Origin of the sequence: Lysinibacillus sp. YS11, from assembly GCF_002896375.1 — a bacterium.
Lineage (GTDB): Bacteria > Bacillota > Bacilli > Bacillales_A > Planococcaceae > Lysinibacillus > Lysinibacillus capsici.
On the sequence record NZ_CP026007.1, the window covers coordinates 895582 to 912397 of the forward strand.

15 protein-coding genes are annotated in these 16816 nt (G+C 37.7%); 8 read left to right on the top strand and 7 right to left on the bottom strand.

Translation table 11 applies throughout. The features are described from left to right. Positions 1 to 9: 9 nt before the first annotated feature. On the bottom strand, positions 10 to 567 hold the full coding sequence (gene def, locus LBYS11_RS04095; RefSeq protein WP_048391947.1) for a peptide deformylase: 558 nt from the start codon (positions 565 to 567) through the stop codon (positions 10 to 12). 394 nt (positions 568 to 961) lie between these two features. Here def and pdhA point away from each other — a divergent pair, with 394 nt between their 5' ends. From pdhA to LBYS11_RS04120, 5 genes are all read left to right on the top strand, one after another. Next, positions 962 to 2077 (top strand): pyruvate dehydrogenase (acetyl-transferring) E1 component subunit alpha, encoded by a 1116-nt coding sequence (pdhA, locus tag LBYS11_RS04100; RefSeq protein WP_004224731.1) that lies wholly within the window; start codon positions 962 to 964, stop codon positions 2075 to 2077. A 3-nt stretch (positions 2078 to 2080) separates the two neighbouring features. Further along, on the top strand, positions 2081 to 3058 hold the full coding sequence (locus LBYS11_RS04105) for an alpha-ketoacid dehydrogenase subunit beta (RefSeq protein ID WP_004224734.1): 978 nt from the start codon (positions 2081 to 2083) through the stop codon (positions 3056 to 3058). A 47-nt stretch (positions 3059 to 3105) separates the two neighbouring features. Beyond that, a complete protein-coding gene (locus tag LBYS11_RS04110) occupies positions 3106 to 4455 on the top strand; it encodes a dihydrolipoamide acetyltransferase family protein (protein ID WP_066037206.1) in 1350 nt (449 codons plus the stop codon). Between the two features lie 5 nt (positions 4456 to 4460). Then, positions 4461 to 5876 carry a dihydrolipoyl dehydrogenase gene (gene lpdA, locus LBYS11_RS04115; protein WP_004224738.1) on the top strand — a complete coding sequence of 472 codons (1416 nt, stop codon included), beginning with the start codon at positions 4461 to 4463 and terminating at the stop codon, positions 5874 to 5876. A 274-nt stretch (positions 5877 to 6150) separates the two neighbouring features. After that, positions 6151 to 6933: an SDR family NAD(P)-dependent oxidoreductase gene (locus tag LBYS11_RS04120; RefSeq protein WP_103117530.1), complete on the top strand. Its 783-nt coding sequence runs from the start codon at positions 6151 to 6153 to the stop codon at positions 6931 to 6933. Between the two features lie 52 nt (positions 6934 to 6985). Here the strand turns inward: LBYS11_RS04120 and LBYS11_RS04125 are convergent, their stop codons facing one another. The 5 genes from LBYS11_RS04125 to LBYS11_RS04145 all read right to left on the bottom strand — a co-directional run bounded on the left by LBYS11_RS04125 (position 6986) and on the right by LBYS11_RS04145 (position 12574). After that, positions 6986 to 8512, bottom strand: a complete 1527-nt coding sequence (locus LBYS11_RS04125; RefSeq protein WP_048391942.1) for a tripartite tricarboxylate transporter permease — start codon at positions 8510 to 8512, stop codon at positions 6986 to 6988. 15 nt (positions 8513 to 8527) lie between these two features. Beyond that, positions 8528 to 9004 (bottom strand): tripartite tricarboxylate transporter TctB family protein, encoded by a 477-nt coding sequence (locus LBYS11_RS04130; RefSeq protein WP_103117531.1) that lies wholly within the window; start codon positions 9002 to 9004, stop codon positions 8528 to 8530. A gap of 90 nt (positions 9005 to 9094) precedes the next feature. After that, positions 9095 to 10114, bottom strand: coding sequence for a Bug family tripartite tricarboxylate transporter substrate binding protein (locus LBYS11_RS04135; RefSeq protein WP_103117532.1), 1020 nt, complete (start codon positions 10112 to 10114; stop codon positions 9095 to 9097). 125 nt (positions 10115 to 10239) lie between these two features. Continuing rightward, positions 10240 to 10929 carry a response regulator gene (locus LBYS11_RS04140; RefSeq protein WP_048391939.1) on the bottom strand — a complete coding sequence of 230 codons (690 nt, stop codon included), beginning with the start codon at positions 10927 to 10929 and terminating at the stop codon, positions 10240 to 10242. Next, entirely contained in the window at positions 10916 to 12574 is a 1659-nt protein-coding gene (locus tag LBYS11_RS04145) for an ATP-binding protein (RefSeq protein WP_233732424.1), read from the bottom strand. The genes LBYS11_RS04140 and LBYS11_RS04145 overlap by 14 nt, the downstream gene beginning before the upstream one ends. A 290-nt stretch (positions 12575 to 12864) precedes the next feature. Between LBYS11_RS04145 and LBYS11_RS04150 the strand changes: the two genes are divergently transcribed. Together LBYS11_RS04150 and LBYS11_RS04155 are read left to right on the top strand one after the other, a co-directional pair. Then, positions 12865 to 13311 (top strand): CidA/LrgA family protein, encoded by a 447-nt coding sequence (locus LBYS11_RS04150; RefSeq protein ID WP_233436304.1) that lies wholly within the window; start codon positions 12865 to 12867, stop codon positions 13309 to 13311. Then, positions 13304 to 13981, top strand: coding sequence for an LrgB family protein (locus LBYS11_RS04155; protein ID WP_083225344.1), 678 nt, complete (start codon positions 13304 to 13306; stop codon positions 13979 to 13981). Before LBYS11_RS04150 ends, LBYS11_RS04155 begins: the two co-directional genes overlap by 8 nt. A 258-nt stretch (positions 13982 to 14239) precedes the next feature. Here LBYS11_RS04155 and LBYS11_RS04160 read toward each other — a convergent pair whose 3' ends face one another. Then, entirely contained in the window at positions 14240 to 15709 is a 1470-nt protein-coding gene (locus LBYS11_RS04160; RefSeq protein ID WP_004224764.1) for an aminotransferase class I/II-fold pyridoxal phosphate-dependent enzyme, read from the bottom strand. 145 nt (positions 15710 to 15854) lie between these two features. On the opposite strand from LBYS11_RS04160, the gene LBYS11_RS04165 reads away from it, so the two are divergent. Beyond that, complete coding sequence (locus tag LBYS11_RS04165; RefSeq protein ID WP_048394725.1) at positions 15855 to 16814, top strand: NAD(P)H-dependent flavin oxidoreductase; 960 nt, start codon at positions 15855 to 15857, stop codon at positions 16812 to 16814. The last annotated feature ends 2 nt before the right edge of the window (positions 16815 to 16816 follow it).

Genomic DNA, 16816 nt, shown 5'->3' on the forward strand with positions numbered 1-16816 from the left:
AGGTTGTTTTTAGTCGCGCTCATATGGGATTGAATCTGGTATTTCCGCAAATGGATTCTTTTCATTAATACGGTCATAAAACATAATGCCATTTAGATGATCTAATTCATGCTGAAAGGCAATAGCTGGCAAGCCCTTAAGGCGCATTTTTTTCTCTTCACCATCAATTGTTTTAAATTTTACTGTGATGCGTGCATGGCGAGGTACATACCCAGGAATATTACGGTCAACAGAAAGACATCCTTCTCCTGCTGATAGGTATGTGTTTTCAACAGAATGGCTAACGATCTTTGGATTTATGGCTACAAAGCTTAATTGTTCACCAGCCTCATCTTTTAAATGAAGAGCAAACATACGCTGTAAGCTATTTACCTGATTGGCAGCCAAACCAATGCCACTACGCAAATTATATTTTTCTGCCATTTCAGGATCTTGGCTGTTGATTAAATATTGAAGCATATCCTCAGCAAGCTTTCTTGTTTCTTCAGTTAAAGGGAATTTAACTTCCTCTGCTTTTGTGCGTAAAGTCGGATGACCTTCGCGGATAATATCATCCATTAAAATCATAATAGTAATCTTCCTTTCAACTTTGTAGTGCTTACTAATAAGTATACATCACGTTTTCGTACAATCCCATGAAAAAAGTCCTTATTTGAATATACTCAAAAAATTTTTCTAATGCTATTAGATTTTCGAGAATGGGGTATTCTACTAGGGGAAAACCTGTTGGAAAACGTAAGAGTTGTATGGTGTGAGCAAGGTGTTGTAATACAGAATTTGAATATTAGTAATACAGTATAGGACAGCGGTGTTTGATTGTTATTCTAGAAAAAATCTTTGTATATAGCAGTAATAGATGATTGACCGACAGTATTTTATTCAGTATACTGAGTGTCAAGAATAAGTTGTACTAGTTAAAAAGGTGATTTATTTTAATACAGCTGAAAGGGAGATGTGACAAATGAGCAAGAAAAACAATAATATTTTTGATGCTAAACAAACGCTAACTGAAATCGAAGATAAGTTTGAAATGTTTCAAATTTTGAATGAAGAAGGCGAAATTATAAATAAAGAGGCAGATCCGAAATTATCAGATGAGGAACTAGTTGAGTTAATGACACGTATGGTTTACACACGTATTTTAGATCAACGTTCAATCTCATTAAATCGTCAAGGACGTTTAGGCTTCTATGCACCGACTGCTGGTCAAGAAGCTTCACAACTTGCTTCTCACTTTGCATTAGAACAAGAAGATTGGATTTTACCAGGTTACCGTGATGTACCTCAAATTGTATGGCATGGCTTACCTCTTGAAAAAGCATTTTTATTCTCACGTGGTCACTTCATGGGGAATCAGGTTCCTGAAGGTGTAAACGTTTTAGCTCCACAAATTATTATTGGAGCACAATATATTCAAGCTGCTGGGGTAGCACTTGGTATTAAAAAACGCGGGAAAAAAGCTGTTGCAGTAACTTATACTGGTGACGGTGGTTCTTCTCAGGGAGACTTCTATGAAGGCATTAACTTTGCAGGTGCATTTAAATCTCCAGCAATCTTCATCGTACAAAATAACCAATATGCAATCTCAACACCTCGTGAATTGCAAACAGCTGCTAAAACAATTGCACAAAAAGGGGTAGCAGCAGGATTACCAAGTATTTTAGTAGATGGAATGGATGCGCTTGCAGTTTATGTAGCAACTCGTGATGCTCGTGAGCGCGCGGTTAATGGTGAAGGCCCAACATTAATTGAAACAATGTGTTACCGTTATGGACCTCATACAATGGCTGGGGATGACCCAACTCGTTACCGTACTTCTGATACAGATAATGAATGGGCTCAAAAAGATCCTCTAGTTCGCTTCCGTAAATACCTAGAAGCAAAAGGTATATGGGATGAGAAAAAAGAAGAAGCAGTTATTGAGCGAGCAAAAGAAGAAATTAAAGAAGCAATCAAAAAAGCAGATGCTGCTCCAAAACAAAAAGTAACAGAATTAATGGAAAATATGTATAAAGGCGAAATGCCATCTAATCTAAAAGAACAGTATGAAATCTATAAAGAGAAGGAGTCGAAATAACCTATGGCACAAATGACGATGATTCAAGCAATTACAGATGCACTTCGCACAGAATTAAAGAATGATGAAAACGTTCTTGTATTCGGGGAAGATGTAGGTGTCAACGGTGGGGTATTCCGCGCGACAGAAGGCCTACAAAAAGAATTTGGGGTTGACCGCGTATTTGATACACCATTAGCAGAATCAGGTATTGGTGGCTTAGCAGTTGGCCTTTCTCTTCAAGGATTCCGTCCAGTTCCTGAAATTCAATTCTTTGGTTTCGTTTATGAAGTAATGGATTCAATTAGTGGCCAGCTAGCACGTATGAGCTACCGTAGTGGTGGCGTCTACAATGCTCCAGTAACAATCCGTTCACCATTTGGTGGTGGTGTGCACACACCTGAAATGCACTCAGATAGCTTAGAAAGCTTAATGACAGCACAACCAGGATTAACAGTTGTTGTTCCATCAACACCATATGATGCAAAAGGTTTACTTATTTCTTCTATTCGTAATGACAACCCAGTTATTTTCTTAGAGCATTTAAAGCTATACCGTTCATTCCGTGAAGAAGTGCCTGAGGAAGCATACGAAATTCCACTAGGAAAAGCGGATGTAAAACGTGAAGGTACTGATTTAACAATTGTTGCTTACGGTTTAATGGTTCATGAAAGCTTAAAGGCTGCAGAAGAACTTGAAAAAGAAGGACATTCTGTAGAAGTAATTGACTTACGTACAATTCAACCAATCGATGTGGAAACAATTATCGCATCTGTTGAAAAAACAGGTCGTGCAATCGTTGTCCAAGAAGCTCAAAAACAAGCAGGTATCGCTGCGAACGTAGTAGCAGAAATTACAGAGCGTGCAATTCTAAGCTTAGAGGCTCCTGTTCTTCGTGTGGCTGCACCAGATACTGTGTACCCATTCCCACAAGCTGAAGGTGTTTGGTTACCAAACTACAAAGATGTAATGGAAACAGCAAAAAAAGTTTTAACATTCTAATAAAGCTTCTAAACTTGAACAACAGTAAATAGAAAGGATGGGTACACATGGCATTTGAATTCAGATTACCGGATATTGGCGAGGGTATTCACGAAGGCGAGATTGTGAAATGGTTCGTTAAAGCTGGAGATACAGTAAAAGAAGACGATATTCTTTGTGAAGTACAAAATGATAAAGCAGTAGTAGAAATCCCTTCACCAGTTGAAGGAACAGTAGAGGAAGTTTTAGTAGGAGAAGGAACAGTTGCCGTAGTTGGCGATGTTTTAATCCGATTAGACGCACCTGGCTATGAAGACTTAAAGCTAAAAGGTGACGATCATGCCGAAGCAAAAACAGAGGCACAAGTTCAAGCAACTGCTGAATCTGGTCAGAACGTAGAAAAAGCTCCTGCTAAAGAGGAAAAGGCACCAGAAAAAGCTCCCGAAAAAGCTCCAGAAAAAGTGGAGACAGTAGTTGATGAAACAAAACGTGTGATCGCGATGCCTTCTGTACGTAAATTTGCCCGTGATAACGATGTAAATATTCGTGAAGTGAAGGGTACAGGCAAAAACGGTCGAATCCTTAAAGAAGATATTGAAAACTTCTTAAAAGGTGGAGGCACTGTAGAGGCTGAAACTACAAATATCGAAACATCAGAAGATACAGTTCAACAAGAAACGTCTACACCAGCAGCACCAGTAGTTCTTGAGGGGGATTTCCCAGAGACTCGTGAAAAAATGTCAGGTATTCGAAAAGCGATTGCAAAAGCAATGGTACACTCGAAACAAACGGCTCCTCATGTTACACTAATGGATGAAGTCGATGTAACAGCTCTTGTAGCACATCGTAAAAAATTCAAAGATATCGCTGCCGAAAAAGGTGTTAAATTAACATACTTACCATATGTAGTGAAAGCACTTATTTCAACTTTACGCGAGTTCCCAGAATTTAATCGCTCTTTAGATGATGCAACACAAGAAATTATCCAAAAGCATTACTATAACATTGGTATTGCAGCAGATACTGAAAGAGGCTTACTAGTACCAGTTATTAAGCATGCAGATCGTAAATCTGTATTTGCAGTGTCTAATGAAATTAATGAATTAGCGACAAAAGCCCGTGAAGGTAAGCTAGCACCACATGAAATGAAAGGTGCTTCCATGTCCATTACGAATATTGGCTCTGCAGGAGGACAATGGTTTACACCAGTTATTAACCATCCTGAAGTAGCAATTCTAGGTATTGGTCGAATTTCAGAAAAACCTGTAATAAAAAATGGTGAAATTGTAGCCGCACCTGTGTTAGCATTATCATTGAGCTTTGATCATCGTATGATCGATGGAGCCACTGCGCAAAATGCTTTAAATCATTTAAAGCGTTTGTTAAGTGAGCCAGAATTATTATTAATGGAGGCGTAACAAAAATGGTAGTAGGAGATTTCCCAATCGAAACAGATACTCTTGTCATTGGTTCAGGTCCTGGAGGATATGTTGCAGCAATTCGTGCAGCTCAAACTGGCCAAAAAGTAACAATCGTTGAAAAAAATGTACTTGGTGGAGTGTGCTTAAACGTAGGTTGTATCCCATCAAAAGCATTAATTTCAGTAGGTCACCGTTTTGAGCAAGCTAAACATTCAGATGACATGGGAATCATCGCTTCTGATGTGAAATTAGACTTCTCAAAAGCACAAGCATTTAAAGACAGCGTTGTTAAGAAATTAACTGGCGGTGTTGAAGGCTTACTTAAAGGTAACAAAGTTGAAATTGTACAAGGTGAAGCTTATTTCGTTGACGCTCATTCAGTGCGTATCATCAATGGTGAATCTGCTCAAACTTACACATTTAACAATGTCATTATTGCAACAGGTTCTCGTCCAGTTGAAATTCCAACATTCAAATTCACTGATCGTGTATTAAATTCTACTGGTGCACTTTCTCTACAAGAAGTACCTGGTAAATTAGTTGTTATCGGTGGCGGTTATATTGGTACTGAGCTTGGATCAGCTTATGCGAACCTTGGCTCTCAAGTAACAATTATTGAAGGCGGAAAAGATATTTTAGCTGGCTTCGAAAAACAAATGACGCAAATCGTGAAAAAAGGCCTTAAAAAGAAAGGCGTTGAAATTGAAGTTAACGCATCTGCAAAAGGCGTAGAAGAAACTGAAAACGGCGTAGTAGTAACTTATGAAGTAGGCGGAGAAGAGAAAAAAGTTGAAGCTGATTACGTATTAGTTACTGTAGGACGTCGTCCAAATACAGATGAAATGGGCCTTGCTGAAATCGGAGTTGAATTCGGTGAACGTGGTCTAATCAATGTTGACAAACAATGTCGTACAAATATTCCAAACATCTATGCAATCGGTGATATCGTAGCAGGTCCACAACTTGCACATAAAGCATCTTACGAAGGTAAAGTTGCTGCTGAAGCAATTGCGGGTGAAAAATCAGTAGTTGATTATCTTGCTGTGCCAGCTGTATGTTTCACAGATCCAGAAATGGCGACAGTTGGTTACAACGAAGAACAAGCAAAAGCTGAAGGCATTGAATACACTGCAGCGAAATTCCCATTCGCAGCAAATGGTCGTGCTCTTGCATTAAACCAATCAGAAGGTTTCGTGAAACTTGTTGCTCGTAAAGAGGACGGCTTATTAATTGGTGCTCAAATCGTAGGTGCTGGTGCATCTGATATGATCGCTGAAATGGGCTTAGCAATTGAAGGCGGCATGACTGCTGAGGATATCGCATTAACAATTCACGCTCACCCAACATTAGGTGAAATTACAATGGAAACTGCTGAAGTATTACTTGGCAACCCAATCCACATTGTAGCGAAAAAATAATTTGAATAAAGGAGTGTAGATAAAGCGAGACATTCGCTTATCTACACTCTTTTTTTTAGCCAATGTTTTATATGAACAATTAATTTTTCTATTAGCTTTTTCCCGTAACAGGCTTGAATGATAATGATAAGTAATAAGTAGCTCCTCATGGAAAATATTCAATTATTATAGCTTTTAAATCGTATTTCTACCTTTTACAAGCTCCTTTGATTATTCTGAATAATCGATAAATGCTATAATGATAGCATTGTAGAAAGTAAGGGAGGATTTAATAATGGAGCTTAATTTAACGGAGAAAGTAGCAATTATAACAGGATCGAGTAAAGGAATTGGCTATTATACAGCCATGCAGCTTGTTAAAGAGGGTGCACAGGTTGTACTTTGCGCTCGTGGTGAAAAACAACTGCAAGTGGCTGCAGGATGCATAAAAAATGAAACAGGCGTAGATGTATTAATTGTTCCAACTGACATTACAAAAGAAAAAGATTGTAAGTATCTCATTGAGCGTACTGTAGAGCATTTTGGACGTGTGGATATTCTTATTAATAATGCTGGTACAGCTTCAGCGAATCCCTTTGAAACGGTGAGTAGTGAGTTGTGGCAGGCAGATTTAGATTTAAAGGTATTTGGAGCTATTCATTGTTCAAAATATGCTGCTCCATATATGCGAAAGGCTGGGGGCGGTGCAATCGTTAATGTGACTGCCGTGATGGCTAAAACTCCACCTGCAAGTTCACTTCCAACTACTGTAAGCCGTGCTGCGGGGCTTGCCTTGACAAAAGCGATGAGCAAGGATTTAGGGAAGGATAATATTCGAGTAAATTCTGTATGTATAGGACTTATTCGTAGTGATCAAATCGAAAAGAAATGGAAAAAGGAAGAACCAAATTTATCGTGGGAAGAATATTCTCGTAAAGTGGGGCAAGCAATTCCGCTGGGTCGTGTAGGTGATACGCAAGAAGCAGCAAACGTTATCACTTTTTTAGTATCTGATGCGGCGAGCTATGTTACAGGTACAGCTGTTAATATTGATGGTGGCTCTGGTCACGCATTATAGAAAAGTAAAAATCCACTATACTAATAGAAGTATAGTGGATTTTTAAGAATATTTATCCTTCTTCATTAATAAGAACATTTTTACCACGTATTTTCATAATCAGTGGTATAAGTAACCAAGAAATGGCAACCACTAAAAATAGTAATGATAAAGGCTTTGTTATAAAAATAGAAAAGTCTCCATTCGAAATGGTTAATGCACGGCGCATATTATTTTCAATCATCGGCCCTAGTACTAATGCAAGTACTAATGGAGCTACTGGGTAATCATTTTTAGCAAATAGATAACCAAGTACACCACAAGCTACTAATAAAAATAAATCAAACGTGGCGAATTGTACGGCATAAACTCCAAAAATTGAAATTGCAATAATAATAGGCAATAAATATTTTTTAGGTGTTTCGATGATTTTGGCAAAAATGCGGACCAAAGGCATATTTAATGCTAATAACATTAAATTTCCAATAAACATACTGGCAATTAATCCCCAAGCAACTTGTGGATGTTCATCAAATAATAATGGACCTGGCTGAATATTATACATAATAAGTGCACCCATTAAAATAGCAGTAGTACCTGAGCCGGGAATTCCTAAAGTTAGTAATGGGATCATTGCACCGCCTGATGCAGCATTGTTCGCTGATTCAGGTCCAGCTACACCCGCAATATGACCTTTTCCAAATTGCTCGGGTGTTTTACTGAATTTTTTCTCGGTAATATAAGAAAAGAATGAGGCAAGTGTTGCGCCTGCGCCGGGTAATACGCCGATGAAAAAGCCTAATAAGGATCCGCGAGCAATAGGAACAGCACTATCCTTTAAATCTTGCTTTGTTGGTAATACACGATTAATTTTGGCTAATTGACCATCCTCTTCTTCTTTTTCAAGAATGGTTTTAAATACTTCGCCTAATGCAAATAAACCAACAGCGATGGTTAAAAATTCAATGCCAGAGAACAGCATTGGCTGACCAAATGTAAAACGTTCTATACCTGATACGGCATCAATACCAACTGTTCCGAGCATAAGCCCTAAAACAGTCATAATTAAAGCTTTGGTAATAGAACGTCCTGCTAGGCCACTTACTGCTGCAAGTCCTAATAACATCAAAGAAAAGTATTCTGCGGGTCCAAATTTAAGTGCTAATTTTGACAATGGATTAGCTAATAATATCAGACCTAGTAGTGCTACAACGCCTGCACAAAATGAGCCAATGGCCGCGATAGAAAGAGCACTTCCAGCACGACCTTGTTTAGCCATTTGATAGCCATCCAATGTTGTCACAACTGATGAGGATTCACCAGGCGTGTTTAATAGAATGGAAGTTGTTGATCCACCATACATGGCCCCATAGTATACCCCTGCAAGTAAAATAATTGAGCTGGTAGCGGCAGCCTCAGTAGGTAGTCCAGCTGTAATGGTTGCTGTAACGGGGATTAATAATGCAACTCCACTCATTGGACCTATACCTGGAAGTACACCAACTGCTGTACCAATTATGACACCAACAAGAGCGAATAAAAGGTTTTGCCATTGAAGGGCAACTGCAAATCCATCAGCTAAAAATTGCAATGTCGACATATGTTCACTCCTGTACTAAAAAATTGGGAAACTAGGCAATGACCCTCCTAGTAAACTTGTAAATAAATAATAGACGCCCAATGAAAATCCAGCTGCAATAATAATTGAATAAATAAGTTTAGTATGTTCCATTGTTTGGAAACTAATACACAAAAATAAAAATGTTGTTATCATATAGCCAATTTTTTCAAGGAAAAATACATACGCAAGAACGCTACCTAAAATAATTAAGAACTTTTTTAGCTCTGTTGAAGATATTTTAGAAGAAGTAGTTGGTCCTCCTGTGACTCGCTCTCTCACAGCTTTTTTCCATGATTCATAAAATAATTGAAGACTTAATAAACCTAAAATAATACCTAAACCTAATGGAAAAATTTTGGGACCAACTGTAGACCCATAAGCACTATCAGAAATCTGTATTGCTTGAAAAATAAACAAAATACTAAGTGCTAAGAGGGTAATGCTAAATGTTTTATCAAATGTATAGCTCAACCGTTTTACACCTCCATTGAAAATAGATAAAGTTACACAAGTAGTTCTATATTTAATGGAAATACTTGTGCTTTTTAAAAAAACGATTCGTTATTTTTGCATACCAAGAGCTGTTAGTAGTTCAATGATTATTTTATTTTGACTGTCTAGATAAGCTGTAAATTCTTCCGCATTACGGTATTCTGCTTGCCAGCCATTACGGGTCACCTCAGCTTGCCATTCTTTTGATTCAGACATTGCCTGTAATTTTTCAGACCAATAGGCAATCGCATCTTCACTCATATTTTTTGGACCAAAGATACCACGCCAAATTGTAAACTCCTCATCAATACCGGCTTCTTTAAAAGTAGGAACCTCTGCTAGCTCACCTTCTAAGCGTTTAGAGGAACTGACAGCTAATACACGAACATCTCCGGATTTAACATAAGTAGCAATTGTGGAGGCATCTGTTGCAATTACATCCGCATTGCCACCTAATAATGCTGTAACCGCCTCACCGCCACCATCATAAGAAACATATTTAATTGTTTTTAAGTCAATCCCCGCTTTATAAGCAGGGATAATTCCTACTAGATGATCCATCGAACCTGGTGCAGACCCACCTGCTAATGTGACATCTTTTGGTGAAGTTTTCATGGCATTTAAAACATCTGCAAGCGTTTGGAAAGGAGAATCCTTTCTAACAACGATTGCGCCATAGTCCCGTGTTAATTGTGCTAAAGGTGTAGTATCCTTATAGCCAAATTTACTATTTCCTTCAGCCTTTTCATGATTTATAAGGATCGGTGGTGATTTAACCATTAACATATAATCATTATTGGCTTCCTTTGTAGCAAATGTTGCCATGAAGGCAGCACCACCACCACCTGGCTTATTCTCAACTTGAATCGCCTTATCAATCAACCCAGTATCACTCATTGTTTTTGCTACTGCACGAGCTGTTAAATCCCAGCCACCACCAGCACCTGATGGAGCAACAATGGTAATATTACTTTTTGGATAATCACTGGCATTCTTTCCCTCTGTTTTTTCTCCATTTGATGCTGAACAGCCAACCAAACTAGTAAATAGTAAGCCAGCTACCATTATTTTAGAAATGTTCCTCCACATAAAAATCCCCCTTAAAAATAAAATGGTAGCGCTATCAATTTAGCGCTACCCATACTATAACTTACTTCTCAATTTTGGAAATATTGTGATAATAATGTGGATTAACATCATTTTGTTCATAAAGTTTATGTGGAAATAAAGTATCGTCGTTCAGGACGCCCAACTGTACCATAAGTCAGTTCGGTATAGACCTGCTTTTGTGTAACTAAAAATTCTAAATAACGACGAGCGGTGGAGCGGCTGACACCTATATTCTTTCCCAACAGCTCAGCTGTACTACCATTCTCCATTATACTTAAATGGTTGATAACATGATTCATTGTTGTTGGATCTATCCCTTTTGGTAATAATAACGGTGTTTCTTGAAGGGGGGATGAACCTGCTTTTGGCCAAAGGTATTGAATTTTTTCATGTGTAAATTTCTCATTATTTTTCAGCAATAGATACTTGTAACGGAATTTTTCTATACTCTCTTTTAGCTGTTCGAATGTAAATGGCTTTAAAATGTAATCAGTAACATTTTTCTGATAAGCTTTCTGTACTATATGTGCCTCTGTAGCTGCGGTAATCAAAATAATACTACTTGTTGGGCTCACTTCTTGGATTTTATCAATTAAATCTACTCCCAGTATATCTGGCAAAAAGACATCGAGTAATATAAGGTGTGGTGAAAATGATTGAAGCCAATCTAAAGCTTCTTCTCCCGTACTTGCCCGTGCAATTACTGTAAAGCCTTCAATTTTTTCTAAAAAACGACAATGTACATCTGCTACACGTACATCATCTTCAATTACTAGCACTTCAATATTGTTCATGGATCATAGTCCCCCTTTTGCTAATAGATACGATAAATAGGGCACCTCCTAAATCTCCTTCTTCAAGAGCAAGAGTACCGTTTAAATCATGGATACTGGAAATGACTTTCCTTAATCCATAGCCTCGATGCTTACTATCTTTCGTAGAAATATTTTCTGAAAATAGCACGTCTAGTTTTTCTTGTGCAAAACCTTGTCCCGAGTCCTCGACCTCAAAGATGATTTCCTCTCCATTATCAAATATAAAAAGCCTAATAATTGGTTGTCGCTCTTTGTTTTTTTCAACCTCTTCAAAAGCATTGGTTAATAAATTTCCAATAATAGAAATAATTAAGCTTTTTTCGATGCTTTCAGGGAATGTTTCTAAATAACTATCCTCATCAAAAATCAACTTGATTTTTAATTCACGTGCACGATTAAAAAATCCGATAATTAAACCATTTAAAAATGGGTCCTTTACACGCTTTGTTATAAATTGGGTTAGAGAAGAATGTCCTTGTACCTCTTTATGAATAATAGATAGTGCTTCATCAGATGCATTTAATTGAATAAGGCCTGATATTGTGTAAAGGACATTATTAAACTCATGTGTTTGAGCACGTAAAGCTTCCGTATATTGCTTTACTTGTGATAATTCGATAGCCATTTGTTCTATTTCTGATTGTAATCGGAAACTTGCAACTGCGCCGACAACTTTACCATTCACCTTCATAGGTACACGGTTAACAATAATTTCATGACCATTAACAATCATCAATTTATCAAGTTGTTTTTCACCCTTCATTAATACGTTAAGCAGATGTGTGTTTGGTATATGCTGTTCGATATTATCGCCCATTATAGAAGCTGAATCCGTTAAATGTAAGATTTTCGCGGCAGCATTGTTTAGGGTCGTAATTTCACCTTTCTGATTTACCGTAATAATAGCTTCACGAACTGATTCAATTAAAGTATTTTTTTCTGTTAATAGACTGGCAATTTCACTTGGCTCCAGATTAAAAATTTGCTTTTTAATGTTTCGGGATAAAAAAATAGAGCCGATAATACCAATGCCTAGTGCAATAACCATCGTATAAAAAATATTATCAAGGTATAAAAAATATAAGCGATCTAATTCACTTGTTAAGTAACCAATTGAAACAACACCAATAATCGATCCATTTGAGTCTAAGATAGGTGCTTTCCCACGAATGGATTGTCCCATTGAACCATTTGCAATGGAAATATAAGACTCACCGTTGATTAATGCTCGGTCATTATCATCTCCGACCATCGATTTACCAATACGGTCAGCGATAGGATGGGTGTAGCGTATACCATTTTTATCTCCTATTACAACATAAGTAGCTTTTGCAGCAAGCATAATCTCTTTGCTAATTTTTTGCAGACTTTCGGAAGGGTTATTTGTATGAAACGCTTCAATTACATCACCCCTGCTAGCCGTTGTTTCCGCCAAATATAGTGCCCGGTTTCCAATTTGTGTTTGCAATGCATCAGATATGGTCATATAAAAGAGGATGCCTGCTAAAATAACAATAATAAAAATTAAAAAACTGCTGTAATAGGCAAAGCGGGCTTGGAGTGTTAATGTTTTAAAGAAAATAGTGAATCCCACCTTTGTGTTTATTCTAGAAATTTTAGTCATTGATAATACTAGTAATCTTTTGTAATTTTCGATTATATAAAAAAATTTCGAAATTTGCTAGATGATCATTAAAAAAGTGATTTGAAGTGGATAGTCACAATATAAAAAAGTTGATAAGTCATAATGATAAAAAGTAAAATCATGAAGTTCTTGTAGAATAGGACTTTTAATACTGTTTCATAGAATTGCTTGGATATTTCGGTATTTGATTATTATTTTTCTAAAATTACAATAGACAGAAAATTCCTACAGATGTAGAATGAACGATATAGGGGGTGAAAAGTGGCGAAATGTTGAACGAAAATTTTGCTACGTTGTTGTTACGAGCTGTTCGGATTATTGTGCAAATCGGTATACTTACTATTTTCTATTACATGGGGGTTGGCATTGTTTCTTATCTGCACATACCTCTTCCAGGAAGCGTCATTGGCTTACTTTTATTAGCACTTTCACTCAATTTTAAAATTATTAAGGTCGAATATATACAAGATGGAGCAGGTTTTTTAATTGGTATCTTAACGTTGTTTTTCATTCCAGCAACTGTAGGTGTTATTGATTATCCAGAGCTCATGACACTCACTGGTCTGCTCATCATTTTAGCAGTTATTGCTAGTACATTAATCTCTATTTATGTAACAGGATTGCTGACACAACTCATTGAAAAAAGAGAACTGGCCAAAAAAGAAAGCTCAAAGCCTAGTGTGGAAGAAGGAAAGGGGGAATTAACTGTTGATTGAAGTAACGGTTGTCCTTAGCACCATCATCATGTTTATTTTATTTACAAAGCTCTATCAACGATTTCCCCATCCTATCATGATTCCCTTGGTCACGACTACGATTGTCAGTGCAATGATTTTACTTGTATTTGATATTCCTTATTCAACTTATATGCAAGGTGGGGAATGGCTTCAGAAAATGCTTGGGCCTGCTGTTGTGGCACTTGCATATCCTCTCTATAATCAACGAGCTATTATTATGAAATATAAGTATTCTATTTTATCAGGACTTCTCATCGGCATGATAACAGGCTTAGTGACAATTTTTGTGTTACTAAAATGGATCGGTGTAGAACCTAGCTGGATGCTGACAGCCTTACCTAAATCGTTAACAACGCCTGTTGGAATGCAGGTGAGCGAAACGATTGGGGGCATTCCTCCTTTAACGGCTGTTTTCGTCATGATTGCAGGGTTTGTAGGGGCCATTATCGGACCGTTAGTCATTAAGTATGGCAAAATTGACTCTGCCGTGAGTAGGGGAGTGGCAGTAGGAAGTGCCTCACATGGGGTAGGTCTTGTGAAATTAAGAGAATATGGGGAACAGGAATTATCAGTTGGTTCCTTATCAATGGGCTTAACGGCTGTTATCGGAGCCTTCTTCTGCCCTTTATTTGTGTATTTATTTTTATAATAGAATGGTGCTTTATAGAAAAAGGAGCTGTCTCAAAAAAGATAAGAAACAACCCTTTTGTTTTAAATAAATGGTTATTTCTAGAAGCAATTATTCATTGTGAAAATGAAATGAAAAAAACTTCAGATAATATTCTATTATAGCTATTTTGTAATGAAGAGAATGTTTTCTGGTTGTGTTCAACAAGAAAATATACTCACATCTGTATTTATAAATATAAAAGCTAGCCCTTCATATTGAAGAGCTAGCTTATATTTTTTAGAAAATTGGCTTACGTTCTTTGATAACACGAATTGTTTTTAATGTTGTATCCTCTGGTCCTTGAACGGGTAAACCTGCTTCAATATTCATTTGAATATAATGAATATTTTCTTGAGTAATTATTTCCCCGGGAATAAAAATAGGAATCCCAGGAGGATATACCATAATAAATTCTGCACAAATACAGTTATCTGCTTCTGCAAGAGGAACGACTTCTGTATCTGCATAAAAAGCATCACGCGGAGACATGGCGAGAGCTGGAATTTCTGGCACATTTACCAAAGCCTCTGTTATAGCCGCTTCAGAATCAAATGCTTTTGACATACGAGTTAACGCATTTATTAAAAGATTAATTTCCTTTTTTGTATCTCCTAAAGTCACTAAACATAAGATATTATAAAGGTCAGACAATTCGACTTCAATATTGGCATTATAACGCAACCATTCCTCAGCTCGATGACCAGAAATACCTAAATCTTTCACACTAATCAGAAGTTTTAATGGATCCATATCATAAGTTGCAGAAGAATGTAACTTTTCCTTACCTGCACACTTTAAATGTGGTATTTGATTGATGCGTTTACGAGCATCCTTTGCTAAACGTAATGCATCGTCAATTAAATCGTATCCATGAATGGCTAACTGACGTCGAGCTGTGTCAAGTGAAGCAAGTAATGGATAGGATGTCGATGTAGTTGTTAACATAGAAAATACAGCTTGTACACGTTTTGCAGAAACAAGACCCTCACGTACATTTAAAATAGACGTTTGTGTCATGGAGCCACCAAGCTTATGAACGCTTGTTGCTGCCATGTCAGCACCTGCTTCCATAGCTGAATATGGAAGGTCATCATGGAATTTTATGTGTACACCATGCGCTTCATCTACTACTACCGGAATATTACGGTCATGAGCAATCTCCACAATACGCTTTAAATCAGCTGTAAAGCCAAAATATGTTGGATTAATAACAAGTACTGCCTTTGTATCTGGGTAAGCATTTAATGCTTTTTCAACAGCTTCAGGGGATATGCCATGAGAAATCCCATATTCGCTGTCAACTTCAGGATGAATAAAAATTGGAATGGCACCAGCGAATACAATCGCCGACATAATAGATTTATGAACATTCCGTGGCACTAGAATTTTATCACCTGGACCGACGACGGTCAGAATCATCGTCATGATGGCGCCACTAGTACCTTGAACGGAAAAGAATGTATGATCAGCACCAAAGGCTTCAGCTGCTAAGTTTTGCGCTTCTTTTATAGCACCCTTTGGTGAATGTAAATCGTCTAGTGGAGCAATATTAATTAAATCAATTGATAAAACGTTGTCGCCGACGAATTCTCGGAAAGCAGGATCCATTCCTTGCCCTTTCTTATGGCCTGGAATATGGAACTGAATGGGATGTCTGTTCCGATGTTTTAATAATACGTCGAACAATGGAGTCTCTAATTGTGACAACGCAGGTACCACCTCACTTTATAATATCTAAGAAAACAAATGAATTATAGCACCTAACGACACGAAAAAATAGGCTTTTCCTAAAAAATAAAAGGATTTTTTTCAGGATACCGAGAAAATAGTATTGAACGAAAGGGGAGGTACTATGAATTGGAATACACGTGTGACGGATCTTTTACAGGTTAAATATCCAATTATTCAAGGGGGATTAGCCTATTTAGCATATGCTGATTTAGCCGCAGCTGTGTCGAATGCTGGTGGTTTAGGGCAAATAACGGCTATGAGTTTACGAGATCCTGAATTATTACGAGCAGAGATCCATAAGGTACGAACATTAACAGATAAACCTTTTGGCGTAAATTTTGCGATTGGCATGCATGGTACAGGCTATGAGGATATGGTGCGCGTTGCAATCGAAGAAGAAGTTCCAGTTGTTACAATGACAGGGGGAAATCCAGCGCCTATATTTAATTTACTGGCAGGCACAGCTATAAAAAAATTAGTCCTTGTAGCTGCTCGTAGACAAGCTCAAAAGGCTGAACAGCTTGGAGCAGATGCTGTAATGGTTGTGGGTCAAGAGGGTGGCGGTCATCTTGGGCGTGATGATGTCGGTACAATGGTTCTTGTTCCCCAGGTGGTTGATAGTGTTAGTATTCCTGTCATTGCTTCAGGTGGAATTGGTGATGGACGCGGCTGGATGGCTGCTCAAGCATTGGGAGCTGAAGGCATTGAAATGGGCACTCGTTTTATAGCAACACGAGAGTGTGTTGATGCTTCTGAGGCTTATAAAGAGGCACTAGTTGCAAGTACTGAAGCAGATACAACCATTATTAAGCGCTCAATTGGTGCGCCGGCTCGTGCATTACGCAATGACTTTACTACAAAGATTTTGGAAATTGAGGAAAAAACACCAACATATGAGGCGTTGAAAGAATATATAAGTGGTTCAGCAAATAAACGCTTTATTTACGATGGTGATAAGGAACAGGGCTTTGGCTGGGCTGGACAAGTGACTGGAATGATTCACGATATCCCAACCGTTGATGACCTTATTAAGAGAATGGTTGCAGAAGCTGAAAGTATACGGTTAAAATGGGGGCAATAACG